This is a genomic window from Rahnella inusitata, from assembly GCF_965118895.1.
GTDB classification, from domain to species: domain Bacteria; phylum Pseudomonadota; class Gammaproteobacteria; order Enterobacterales; family Enterobacteriaceae; genus Rahnella; species Rahnella inusitata_A.
This window is the reverse complement of sequence record NZ_CBCPJJ010000005.1, coordinates 183270-195447: the sequence shown is the minus strand read 5'-3', so window position 1 is coordinate 195447 and position 12178 is coordinate 183270. Positions and strand designations below refer to the sequence as shown.

The window sequence follows — 12178 nt, the reverse complement described above, 5'->3', positions numbered from 1 at the left end:
GCAGTTAACGCCTGAAGGTTTACTGGGTCTCGCCACGACAATCGAAACGCTGGCGCAGGCGGAGCAACTGACCGCGCACAAAAATGCCGTAACGCTACGCGTGAACGCACTGAAGGAGCAAGGATTATGAGCGATGAAAACACGCTGAGCATTCAGGCTCTGGCACGCCAGAACGTGCGCGAACTGACGCCTTATCAGTCTGCCCGTCGTCTGGGTGGCAACGGCGATGTGTGGCTGAACGCCAACGAGTACGCCATTGCGCCGCAGTTCGAACTCACCGCACAGACGTTTAACCGTTATCCCGAATGTCAGCCCGCGCTGGTCATTAACCGCTACGCTGCCTACGCCGGTGTCGATCCTGAACAGGTGCTGGTCAGCCGTGGCGCAGACGAAGGGATCGAACTGCTGATCCGCGCTTTCTGCGAGCCGGGCAAAGACGCCATCCTTTATTGCCCGCCCACTTACGGCATGTACAGCGTCAGCGCAGAGACCATCGGCGTTGAAGGCCGCACTGTCGCCGCGAAAGCCGACTGGTCGCTGGATCTTCCGGCTATCGAGGCCGCGCTGGACGGCGTCAAGCTGGTCTACGTATGCAGCCCAAACAATCCGACCGGGAATCTTATCGATCCGGCAGAGCTTCGCGCCGTGTTAGAGATGACGCGTGGCCGCGCCATCGTGGCCATCGACGAAGCCTATATTGAGTTTTGCCCGCAGGCCACGGTAACCGGCTGGTTGCAGGAATACCCGCATCTGGCGGTGCTGCGCACACTGTCGAAAGCGTTCGCACTGGCTGGCCTGCGTTGCGGATTCACCATCGCCAACGGCGAATTGATTGCTTTATTAATGAAAGTGATTGCGCCTTATCCGTTATCCACGCCGGTTGCGGATATTGCAGCCCAGGCGCTGAGCCCGGAAGGGCTGGCGATCATGCGTCAGCGGGTGGTGGAAGTGAGCGAAAACCGCGCCTGGTTGATGGCGGAACTGGAAAAATGCGACTGCGTGGAGCAGGTTTTCCAAAGCGAGACCAACTATGTGCTCGCGCGTTTCACCGCCTCCAGCGCGGTGTTTAAAAATCTCTGGGATCAGGGCATTATCCTTCGTGATCAGAACAAGCAACCGGGGCTTTCCGGCTGTTTACGTATTACCATCGGTACACGGCAGGAACTTCAGCGGGTCATTGACGCCCTGCAACCGTTACCGGGCACCAATGCCCCCTTTAATGAACAGAATAGCCCCCGCAAGGAGCACATGTGAGCCAGAGTCCTATATTGCAGAAAACGCTTTTTATTGACCGCGACGGCACCCTGATTTCAGAGCCGCCGGAGGATTTCCAGGTCGACCGTCTGGACAAACTGGCACTGGAGCCGGGCGTGATCCCTGCCCTGCTGTCGCTGCAAAATGCGGGCTTTAAACTGGTGATGATCACCAATCAGGACGGTCTCGGCACCGACAGTTTCCCGCAGGAAACCTTCGATCCGCCGCACAACCTGATGATGCAAATCCTGACGTCGCAGGGCATCGTCTTTGACGAAGTGCTGATCTGCCCGCATCTGCCAGCCGATCATTGCGACTGTCGCAAACCGAAAACTAAGCTGGTCCAGGGTTATCTGGAAAGTGGCGTGCTCGATACCGCTAACAGTTATGTCATCGGCGATCGTGATACCGATATCCAGCTGGCGGCCAATATGGGCATCACCGGTCTGCGTTACCAGCGCGATACTCTCAACTGGGGAGCGATTGCCGATCAGCTCACCAAACGCGACCGTCACGCTAAAGTGAATCGCGTCACTCGTGAAACGGCGATCGATGTGGATGTCTGGCTGGATCGCGAAGGTGACAGCAAAATCCGCACCGGGGTTGGCTTCTTCGATCACATGTTGGATCAGATAGCCACCCACGGCGGTTTCCGTATGAACATCGAGGTGAAAGGTGATTTGTATATCGACGATCACCACACCGTTGAAGACACCGCGCTGGCGCTGGGCGAGGCCCTGAACAAAGCGCTGGGCGACAAACGCGGCATCGGCCGTTTTGGCTTCGTGCTGCCGATGGATGAATGTCTGGCGCGCTGCGCGCTGGACATATCTGGCCGCCCGCATCTGGAATATAAAGCAGAGTTTAACTACCAGCGCGTCGGGGATCTGAGCACCGAGATGGTCGAGCACTTCTTCCGCTCCCTGTCTTACGCGATGGCCTGTACTTTGCACCTGCGCACCAAAGGTAAGAACGATCACCACCGTGTAGAAAGCCTGTTTAAGGCATTTGGCCGCACGTTGCGCCAGGCGATCCGCGTTGATGGCAACACCCTGCCGAGCTCTAAAGGAGTGCTGTGATGAATGTCGTTATCCTTGATACCGGCTGCGCCAACCTCTCTTCCGTGAAGTATGCGGTTCAGCGCCTGGGCTACGAGCCGACGGTGAGTCGTGAAGCGGAAATCGTGTTGCAGGCCGATAAGCTGTTTTTACCAGGCGTAGGCACCGCACAGGCAGCAATGGAACAGCTGGAGCAACGTGAGCTGATAGAGCTGATTAAAGCCTGTACTCAGCCAGTACTCGGCATCTGTCTGGGTATGCAACTTCTGGCATCATCGAGCGAAGAGAACGGCGGTATTGATACGCTGGGCATCATCGAGACGCCGGTAATGCGAATGCAGGATCATGGCCTGCCATTACCGCACATGGGCTGGAATCAGGTTATCGCCAACGCCGACAGCCATTTATTCCGCGGCATTGATGAAAATGCTTACTTCTATTTCGTCCACGGATTTGCCATGCCGGTATGCAAAAACACCGTAGCCCAAACACTTTACGGCGAGCCGTTCAGCGCCGCCGTACAAAAAGACAACTTCTTCGGCGTGCAGTTTCATCCCGAACGTTCCGGTGCCGCGGGCGCGCAGTTGCTGAAAAACTTTCTGGAGATGTAAACAGCATGATTATTCCCGCTTTGGATTTGATCGAAGGCAGCGTGGTGCGTTTGCATCAGGGCGATTACGGTCAGCAGCGTGACTATGGCAACGACCCGCTGCCACGTTTGCAGGATTACCAGCAGCAAGGCGCACAGGTTTTACATCTGGTGGATCTGACCGGTGCGAAAGATCCGGCAGCCCGCCAGATCCCTTTGCTCAAAAAGTTATTAGCCGGAGTTTCCGTGCCGGTTCAGGTTGGTGGCGGCATCCGCAATGAGCAGGACGTCGAAGCCTTATTAAGCGCTGGTGCGACTCGCGTGGTTGTGGGTTCAACGGCGGTAAAAGATCCGGCCACCGTACAAGGCTGGTTCAGCCGTTTTGGTGCGGATGCACTGGTGCTGGCGCTGGATGTGCGCATTGACGCGAACGGCACGAAAAATGTCGCCATCAGCGGCTGGCAGGAAAACTCTAATGCCACGCTCGAGCAGATCGTCGAACAGTATTTGCCGTTTGGCCTGAAACACGTGCTGTGCACGGATATTTCCCGCGACGGCACGCTCGCCGGGTCCAACGTTGAGCTTTATCGTGAAGTGACCGCTCGCTATCCGCAGGTGGCTTTTCAGGCTTCCGGCGGTATCGGCTCTCTGGACGACATCGCACAACTGCGTGACAGCGGCGTCGAGGGTGTCATCGTCGGGCGCGCTTTGCTTGATGGCAAATTTAATGTGACGGAGGCAATCTCATGCTGGCAAAACGGATAATCCCCTGCCTTGATGTGAAAGACGGTCAGGTAGTGAAAGGCGTGCAGTTCCGCAATCACGAAATCATCGGCGACATCGTACCCTTAGCGCAGCGTTATGCGCAGGAAGGCGCGGACGAACTGGTGTTCTACGATATCACCGCCTCCAGTGACGGGCGCGTAGTGGATAAAAGCTGGGTGTCACGCGTGGCGGAAGTCATCGACATTCCTTTTTGTGTGGCAGGTGGCATTAAAACGCTGGAAGACGCAGGGCGCATTTTGCAGTTCGGCGCTGACAAGATTTCCATCAACTCTCCTGCGCTGGCCGACCCGACGCTGATTAGCCGGCTTGCAGACAGATATGGTGTACAGTGCATCGTAGTCGGCATCGATACCTGGCACGATGCCGCGACCGGCACCTATCAGGTGCATCAGTTCACCGGCGACGAAGCCCGCACCAAAATCACCCCCTGGCAGACCATCGAATGGGTGAAGGAAGTGCAGGAGCGCGGCGCCGGAGAAATTGTACTGAACATGATGAATCAGGACGGTGTGCGCAACGGCTACGATCTTGAGCAACTGAAGATGATCCGCGAGGTGTGCCACGTACCGTTGATCGCCTCCGGCGGCGCAGGCACCATGCCACACTTCCTGGAAGCGTTCACAGAAGCACGCGTCGATGGCGCACTGGCAGCCTCGGTGTTCCACAAACAAATTATTAATATTGGCGAGCTGAAAAGCTACTTAGCCGAAAATGGCGTGGAGATCCGCTTGTGAGTAATCAAGAATCAAAAACCTGTCTGATGACCGGTGAACAAATCAGCCAGCTTGACTGGGAAAAAGTCGGCAATCTGATGCCAGCGATCATCCAGCACGCGGTATCCGGTGAAGTTCTGATGCTCGGATATATGAATCAGGAAGCGCTAAACGTCACACAATCTTCTGGAAAAGTGACCTTCTGGTCACGCACTAAAGAGCGCTTGTGGACCAAAGGCGAAACCTCAGAAAATTATCTCAACGTGGTCAGCATCACCCCGGATTGCGATAACGACACGTTGCTGGTTCTGGCAAATCCTGTCGGCCCGACCTGCCATAAAGGCAACAACAGCTGCTTCCACCCTGCCGAAACCGACTGGGCATTCCTGTATCAGCTCGAAGAACTGCTCGCCTCACGCAAAACGGCCGATCCTGAAAGCTCTTACACCGCAAAACTCTACGCCAGCGGCACCAAGCGTATTGCGCAGAAAGTGGGAGAAGAAGGTGTCGAAGTTGCGCTGGCGGCTACCGTCAACGACCGTTTTGAACTGAAAAACGAAGCCTCAGATTTGGTATATCATCTGCTGGTACTACTGCAGGATCAGGATCTGAACCTGAGCGCAGTGATCGAGAATCTGCGTCAGCGTCATAAGAAGTAACGCTAAACGACAGACATGAAAAAGCCGCCTTTGCGTAAGCATTGGCGGCTTTTAAATTTCCCTGACTGGACTTATCGATCAGCGGGAATAATTTTTAATAGCGTTACGACCTAACACCACGCCTGACCCCAGAATTAAGCCGATCAGAGTCGCCAATACTAAGATGACCCCCTTCTTCGGACTGTCGCGATGGATTGGCAGATTAGGTTTCATCACATAGCGTAATGAATAAGTTGAATCAGGTTTAGACTTCAATGCACTGATCGCCAGGAGTGTCTGGCGTGCATTATAGTAGGCCTCATCCAGAGGCAATGGACGCGTCGCCTCGTTCTTGATGATGGAAGTAAGTGCATCACTCCCCAGAACGAATAACGTATCTTCTGAAAGCGTCTCTGCCTGCTGTACAACCGTATTTTTAATATTGGATTGTTGTGCAACGACTAGGGCCTGATTGAGAATTTCCAAACGCTTATCTTTTTTCTCCTGAGCAACTTTTTCTTTGGTTGCTAATTCCTCTTTTAGATCTTCGACTTTCGAGTTAATACTAATTTGTAAGTCGTTATCAAGTTCAGTTACAGAACGTTTATTGATTTGCTGGATATAAGTAGTGAGCGTTTTTTGCGCCTCTCCCGCCGTCGCGGCGGTATAACTTATTTTGAGCGGCACAGGCTGATCTTTTACTGCGGGAACAATAGTCAGTTTCTCAGGTATCTCCTGATTATCGAGTTGTTCAGATAACGCAGAGATTGCTGCATCGAAACGACCAAAAAAACGCTGTTGAACATCAACAACCGTTGGTGCATTCGCGGGATTCTGACCATATAAAACACTCATTGCATTGTTATAGTTAGCAATTTGCCCTGAATCGGGATAGGTTACTATCGCCTCAGAAGTCCATTTTTGTTTGGCAACAGAGATGTAAATAACTGCGATGATGATAGCGATTACGGCAAAAGATAAAACCAGCCATTTCCCACGCCACAACTGTACAACCAGATCCATTAAATCAATTTCATCAGATGATTTATTGAGCCGGTTATTAGTCGTACTATTGCTATTTTGATTCATGATTGCCCTAGAAATTTCCGCTTACTTACATTCGATTTATGTATGCATTATAAACAAGTTATAGATAAAAACTCATCCGCAATGAGGATTTTTTATGAGATTAGACCGAAAAATAAAACTAACTAAAGTTATTTTTTGGAAATTAGTGACTGAGAGTGCCAATTCAGGTTTCAAAAACGGAGTTATGTCGAAAAAAAACGGCCCTGTGTGGGGGCCGCCTGTTTCAATGTGTAATAAAAGAAGAACTTAATCCAACCATTCAGTGTGGAATACACCATCTTTGTCGGTACGTTTATATGTATGTGCACCGAAGTAGTCTCGCTGTGCCTGGATCAGGTTAGCGGGAAGTACCGCTGAACGGTAGCTATCGTAATAATTGATCGCAGCAGAGAAGGTCGGCGTTGGAATGCCGTTCTGAACCGCATAAGACACTACGTCACGCAGCGCTTGCTGATATTCGTCAGCAATATTTTTGAAATACGGAGCCAGCAGCAGGTTAGCGATAGATGCGTTTTCAGCATAAGCATCGGTAATTTTCTGCAGGAACTGGGCGCGGATGATGCAACCGGCACGGAAGATCTTCGCAATTTCGCCGTAGTTCAAATCCCAGTTGTTTTCGTCAGAAGATGCTTTTAACTGCGAGAAGCCCTGAGCATACGAGACGATTTTGCCCAGATAAAGAGCACGACGTACTTTCTCGATAAACTCTGCTTTATCGCCTTCAAAAGGTTTAACGGCCGGGCCAGACAGCACTTTAGAGGCTGCGACACGCTGATCTTTCAGGGAAGACAGGTAACGTGCAAAGACAGATTCGGTGATCAGAGTCAGTGGTTCACCGAGATCCAGAGAACTCTGGCTGGTCCATTTACCGGTACCTTTGTTCGCGGCTTCATCCAGAATCACGTCAACCAGATATTTACCCTCTTCGTCTTTCTTAGTGAAGATATCTTTGGTGATGTCGATCAGATAGCTGTTTAGCTCGCCTTTGTTCCATTCAGCGAAGGTGGTCGCCAGCTCTTCGTTGTTCAGATTCAGAGACTGTTTAAGCAAAGAGTAAGCTTCAGCAATCAGCTGCATGTCACCGTATTCGATGCCGTTGTGAACCATCTTAACGTAATGACCTGCACCATCTGCACCGATGTAAGCAACACAAGCATCGCCATCATCAGCACGGGCTGCGATTTTCTCAAGGATTGGAGCAACCAGCGCATATGCTTCTTTCTGTCCACCAGGCATGATGGATGGACCTTTCAATGCGCCCTCTTCACCGCCGGATACACCGGTACCGATGAAGTTAAAGCCTTGCTCAGACAGTTCGCGGTTACGGCGAATGGTGTCTTTATAATAGGTATTTCCGCCATCGATGAGGATGTCGCCTTTATCCAGGTGCGGAGTCAGGGATGCAATGGTTTTGTCAGTTGCTTCACCGGCTTTCACCATCAGCAAGATACGACGCGGTTTTTCCAGCGAGTCAACAAACTCTTCGACGGTGTAGTGCGGTACAAGATTTTTACCCGGATTTTCGGCGATGACTTCATCAGTCTTGTCGCCAGAACGGTTAAAAATGGAAACGGAATAACCACGGCTTTCGATGTTAAGCGCGAGGTTACGGCCCATGACCGCCATACCGACAACGCCGATTTGTTGTTTGGACATTACAAACTCCTGTCTTTAGGATGGGTGCTACGACTTCGATGCCGTACTGAATGCATTTCTGATGTTAACTCAGGAGATGTGAAGTGGGTAGAGTTAGATGCCGCTTTGCATTCAGTTGGTGGACTATCATTCAGAAAGGTAAAACCTTATGAAGAAAGAAGCTTCATAATTTTTGCAGTCTTTTCCTTCATCAGCAACTCATCACCTCGTGATTCAACATTTAACCTAACAACGGGCTCAGTGTTTGAGCTCCTCAGATTAAAGCGCCAATTCTCAAAGCTCATACTAATTCCATCAGTGTGATCAATCTCCTGAGCCAAAGGCGCAAAATGTTGATAAACAAGATCTATGGACTCTTTAGGATTGGCTAACTTACTATTTATTTCCCCACTCGCTGGCCATGCGGCCATACGATCTTGCACGAGTTCACTAAGTGTCTGACCACTCGTACATAAAAGTTCCGTCACCAGTAACCATGGGATCATCCCACTGTCGCAATAAGCAAAATCACGGAAGTAATGGTGAGCACTCATTTCGCCACCATAAATAGCATCTTCTTCGCGCATACGTTCTTTGATGAAAGCATGCCCAGTTTTAGACATTATCGGCGTACCGCCACCTTTAGTTACAATATCAATGGTATTCCATGATAATCGAGGGTCATGAATGATCTTAGAACCAGGATTTTTTTCAAGAAACGCGGCGGCAAGCAGACCAACAATATAATAACCCTCGATAAATTGCCCTTTTTCATCGAACAAGAAGCATCGGTCGAAATCTCCATCAAAAGCAATACCCATATCTGCTCTATGCTCGATTACGGCATTGCTGGTATCAGAACGGCATTCTGGCAATAATGGATTTGGGATCCCATTAGGGAAAGTCCCATCAGGTGTATGGTGCACTTTGATCAGTGTCAGCGGGACATTAAGCTCGCTAAAACGAGCTTCAATTGCATCAATAATTGGTCCTGCTGCACCATTACCAGAGTTAATAACAAGCTTTAATGGAGTAATGTTGTCAACATCGATATACGAAAATAAGTGATCTATATATTGGTCTATAAGGGATATTTTCTCATAGCAGCCTCTTTTGAGGCCGTCTGCTGGAAGAAAGTTATTTCTCTCTGCTAGTCGCTGAATGTCTCGAAGTCCTGTGTCACCACTAATTGGGCGTGAATCACGACGAACTAATTTCATTCCATTATAATCCATTGGATTATGACTAGCGGTAACCTCAATTCCTCCATCAACCTTAAGATGGGTGGTAGCAAAATAAATCTCTTCTGTTCCGGATACACCAATATCAAGAACATCGACTCCAGCATCCTGCAAACCTCGGGCAAGAGCCATTTTTAAAGATTCACTGCTTAGGCGCACATCTCCGCCCAAAACAATTGATTTTGGGTTCAAATACTCGCCAAAAGCACGGCCAATTCTCCATGCAATATCTTCATTGAGTTCTTCACCCAAGCGGCCACGAATGTCGTAGGCTTTAAAACAACTTAATGTGTCCATATCCATCCTAAATACGTCCGTAACGATCTTTGAAACGAACTACGTCATCTTCTTCCAGATAAGTACCTGAACGCACTTCAATTAGGTCAAGCGGTATCTTCCCAGGATTTTCGATACAATGTATTACTCCTATGGGGATATAAATTGATTCATTCTCGCTCAGCAGTTTCACTGTATCACCAAGAGTTATTCTAGCTGTGCCGGCTACAACAACCCAATGTTCTGAACGATGATGATGCATCTGTAAAGAGAGCCCCTCCCCAGGTTTTACAGTAATGCGCTTCACCTGATAACGTTCACCGGAATCAATTGAATCATATTTACCCCAAGGGCGATAAACTTCGCGATGAATATGAAATTCATGGCGGTTTTCTGCTTTAAGTTTTTCAACAATTTTTTTAACGTCTTGAACCTGATTACGATCAGCAACGAGTACAGCATCTTTGGTTTGTACAATTACTAAATTTTCAACTCCAACAGTGGTAACAAGACCTGATTCCGCATGGATATAACAATTTTCAGTGTTGTGGCTTATTACATCACCATGGTGCACATTCCCTTGGCTATTCTTTTCAGAAATATCCCATAATGAAGACCAGGAACCAACGTCACTCCAACCGGCATCCATAGGCATAACCACTGCATCAGAAGTCTTTTCCATTACAGCATAATCAATGGACTCATCAGGACACGCTAAAAATTCAGCTGCATCAATACGCATGAAATCTAGATCTGGACCGATATTTGCCATTGCCTTCTCACATGCTGCAAGAATATCTGGCCGGAATTTTTTTAATTCCTCCAAATAGCGTCTTGCACCAAAAAGGAACATGCCGCTATTCCAATAATACTTTCCATCTGCAAGATAAGCCTGCGCAGTTTCCAGGTCTGGTTTTTCAACAAATTGAGAAACCTCATATGCAGCTTCTGAATTATTTGAAATGACACACTGCTCTCCACGATGAATATAACCATAACCAGTTTCTGGGAAATTGGGTACTATTCCAAAAGTTACGAGTTTGCCTGATTCTGCAAATGGCACTGCGTTTGTAACCGCCTTCCGAAATGCGTCTTCATCTTGTATCACATGGTCGGCAGCGAGGATAAGCAGGAGAGGATCGTTGCTAGGTTGGTTTCGTAACGCGGCAATGGCAGCTAAAGCGATAGCTGGTGCAGTGTTACGACCAACAGGTTCTAGCACAATATTCCCGGTCAACTTATTGAGTTCTCGTAACTGTTCAGCAACAATGAAACGATGTTGTTCATTACATATGACTACAAGATTGCCAGAGTCAATACCTTCCAAACGGTGTATCGTAGCTTGCAACATTGTTTTATCACCCGATAAACAAAGAAATTGTTTAGGGTATAAAGCACGGGATAGAGGCCATAGACGGCTACCTGATCCACCGGCCATAATTACTGGGTTGATAATTGGAGTATGATTTTTCATAGTAACTTTTATATAGCCAGAATAAATAAAGTTAAAATCAACGAAAGGAGCATTAGATCTACTATACTAGATTGATACAAATGCTATTTTAGTTATACCTCTGTAACCTTTCACCATGAGAAATAATGTATAAACATACATCCTAAATTGTGCTAATCATTATTATACCCACAAGCGAAATCAATAATTAAAGAAAAATAGTGCTAAACTTAAAATACAAAAATTTAAGCTTATAAAATAAAAATAGAAAGAAGGCAGAATTTAATAATACAAAGACATCAACAAATCAATTATTGATGTCAGGACTCAAGCCTAACATTTCTTTATATAACTTGACATAACTTTCCGCCATATGTACGGATGTAAATAAAGAGTTGTAGCGTTTCTGGGCATTCTCTCCATATGTATTCGCGAGTTCCTGATTATTCCATAATTTTATCATCGCACTGCGTAATGCCAAAACATCCGTAGGAGGCACAACGATCCCTGTTTCATTATCAATATTAATATAAGTTGTACCGCTGCCGATTTCACAAGAAATAAGGGGTTTTCCGTACATTGCTCCCTCAAGCAAAGTTATTCCGAATGCTTCTGAACGTAAGTGCGATGGAAAAACGACCCCGTAACATAAATGAAGCAATGCGGCTTTATCTATGTCTGGTAATGCCCCAAGAAAGTGAATTTTTTCAAGCCCATAATCCTCAGCTTGCTGTTTCAATTCTTGCTCGATTGGCCCCGAACCGATTATAACCAGCGGATAACCAGTATCTTTAATGGCCTCAAGTAAAATATGAAGACCTTTATAGTAGCGAAAAGCCCCTATAAATAAGAAAAATTTGTCACCTACTTTTTTACGCCAGTGGTCTAAGTAATTCTCATCAGAGACCGGATAGGAATCTTTGTTTAAACCATAGGGAATTACTTTAACTTTAGGAAGAAATTTCTGTAGGACAGGGCTAGAATGAACATAGTTAGGCGAAGCCGCAACAATATAATTTACCTGCTTCAAGAATTTGTTCATTAAAGGAGTATAAAACTTCAGAGCTACCTTCTGTTTTACTATATCAGAGTGATAGCTAACAATACTCGGTTTTTTTACACCCGCGATGAAATGCATCATATCCATAAAAGGATATGGAAAATGATAATGGATAAGATCCGCTTGCGCAGCTAATTCTTTGAATTTTTTTATCGCTGATATAGAAAATGGCGTCGATGCCATTTCAAAGTTAGTAGCGGCATAATAAGCCTTGTGAGTACCTACACTTTCACCATCAATGTTGCCGCGAGGGCTTAAAGATAAAACTGTGGATTGAACCTCAAGTACTGCAGTAGCCTCACTCAGCTGATAAATAACTTGCTCAATACCACCAAACGAGTCCGGGTAATATGTTTTATATAAATGAAGAACTTTCAACATGGAAT

11 protein-coding genes are annotated in these 12178 nt (G+C 47.7%); 6 read left to right on the top strand and 5 right to left on the bottom strand.

Annotation, left to right across the window (positions count from 1 at the left end):
• Nucleotides 1–126 precede the first annotated feature (126 nt).
• Genes hisC through hisIE form a run of 6 tightly spaced genes read left to right on the top strand, consistent with a single transcriptional unit; the run spans nt 127 to nt 5059 of the window.
• Entirely contained in the window at nt 127–1254 is a 1128-nt protein-coding gene (gene hisC, locus ACMHLI_RS05660) for a histidinol-phosphate transaminase (protein ID WP_413528593.1), read from the top strand.
• An 11-nt stretch (nt 1255–1265) separates the two neighbouring features.
• Complete coding sequence (gene hisB / locus ACMHLI_RS05655; protein ID WP_413528601.1) at nt 1266–2333, top strand: bifunctional histidinol-phosphatase/imidazoleglycerol-phosphate dehydratase HisB; 1068 nt, start codon at nt 1266–1268, stop codon at nt 2331–2333.
• A complete protein-coding gene (gene hisH, locus ACMHLI_RS05650) occupies nt 2333–2923 on the top strand; it encodes an imidazole glycerol phosphate synthase subunit HisH (RefSeq protein ID WP_112164381.1) in 591 nt (196 codons plus the stop codon). The genes hisB and hisH overlap by 1 nt, the downstream gene beginning before the upstream one ends.
• A gap of 5 nt (nt 2924–2928) precedes the next feature.
• A complete protein-coding gene (gene hisA / locus ACMHLI_RS05645) occupies nt 2929–3666 on the top strand; it encodes a 1-(5-phosphoribosyl)-5-[(5-phosphoribosylamino)methylideneamino]imidazole-4-carboxamide isomerase (protein ID WP_112164382.1) in 738 nt (245 codons plus the stop codon).
• The gene (hisF, locus tag ACMHLI_RS05640) at nt 3648–4421 is read left to right on the top strand and encodes an imidazole glycerol phosphate synthase subunit HisF (protein WP_413528592.1); all 774 of its coding nucleotides are present in this window, start codon (nt 3648–3650) and stop codon (nt 4419–4421) included. Before hisA ends, hisF begins: the two co-directional genes overlap by 19 nt.
• Before the next feature lie 23 nt (nt 4422–4444).
• On the top strand, nt 4445–5059 hold the full coding sequence (hisIE, locus tag ACMHLI_RS05635; protein WP_413528600.1) for a bifunctional phosphoribosyl-AMP cyclohydrolase/phosphoribosyl-ATP diphosphatase HisIE: 615 nt from the start codon (nt 4445–4447) through the stop codon (nt 5057–5059).
• A gap of 78 nt (nt 5060–5137) precedes the next feature.
• On the opposite strand, the gene wzzB is transcribed toward hisIE, so the two are convergent.
• From wzzB to ACMHLI_RS05610, 5 genes are all read right to left on the bottom strand, one after another.
• Entirely contained in the window at nt 5138–6127 is a 990-nt protein-coding gene (wzzB, locus tag ACMHLI_RS05630; protein ID WP_413528591.1) for an LPS O-antigen chain length determinant protein WzzB, read from the bottom strand.
• 246 nt (nt 6128–6373) lie between these two features.
• Nucleotides 6374–7783 (bottom strand): NADP-dependent phosphogluconate dehydrogenase, encoded by a 1410-nt coding sequence (gndA, locus tag ACMHLI_RS05625; protein WP_413528590.1) that lies wholly within the window; start codon nt 7781–7783, stop codon nt 6374–6376.
• A 146-nt stretch (nt 7784–7929) separates the two neighbouring features.
• Nucleotides 7930–9300, bottom strand: coding sequence for a phosphomannomutase CpsG (gene cpsG / locus ACMHLI_RS05620; protein WP_413528589.1), 1371 nt, complete (start codon nt 9298–9300; stop codon nt 7930–7932).
• Between the two features lie 7 nt (nt 9301–9307).
• Nucleotides 9308–10753, bottom strand: coding sequence for a mannose-1-phosphate guanyltransferase (cpsB, locus tag ACMHLI_RS05615; RefSeq protein ID WP_413528588.1), 1446 nt, complete (start codon nt 10751–10753; stop codon nt 9308–9310).
• A 286-nt stretch (nt 10754–11039) separates the two neighbouring features.
• Complete coding sequence (locus tag ACMHLI_RS05610) at nt 11040–12173, bottom strand: glycosyltransferase family 4 protein (RefSeq protein WP_413528587.1); 1134 nt, start codon at nt 12171–12173, stop codon at nt 11040–11042.
• Nucleotides 12174–12178: the final 5 nt, after the last annotated feature.

Coding starts and splice junctions, on each gene's coding strand:
- hisC (WP_413528593.1), top strand. CDS start 127: ATGAGCGATGAAAACACGCTGAGCATTCAGGCTCTGGCACGCCAGAAC.
- hisH (WP_112164381.1), top strand. CDS start 2,333: ATGAATGTCGTTATCCTTGATACCGGCTGCGCCAACCTCTCTTCCGTG.
- hisA (WP_112164382.1), top strand. CDS start 2,929: ATGATTATTCCCGCTTTGGATTTGATCGAAGGCAGCGTGGTGCGTTTG.
- hisF (WP_413528592.1), top strand. CDS start 3,648: ATGCTGGCAAAACGGATAATCCCCTGCCTTGATGTGAAAGACGGTCAG.
- wzzB (WP_413528591.1), bottom strand. CDS start 6,127: ATGAATCAAAATAGCAATAGTACGACTAATAACCGGCTCAATAAATCA.
- gndA (WP_413528590.1), bottom strand. CDS start 7,783: ATGTCCAAACAACAAATCGGCGTTGTCGGTATGGCGGTCATGGGCCGT.
- cpsG (WP_413528589.1), bottom strand. CDS start 9,300: ATGGACACATTAAGTTGTTTTAAAGCCTACGACATTCGTGGCCGCTTG.
- cpsB (WP_413528588.1), bottom strand. CDS start 10,753: ATGAAAAATCATACTCCAATTATCAACCCAGTAATTATGGCCGGTGGA.
- ACMHLI_RS05610 (WP_413528587.1), bottom strand. CDS start 12,173: ATGTTGAAAGTTCTTCATTTATATAAAACATATTACCCGGACTCGTTT.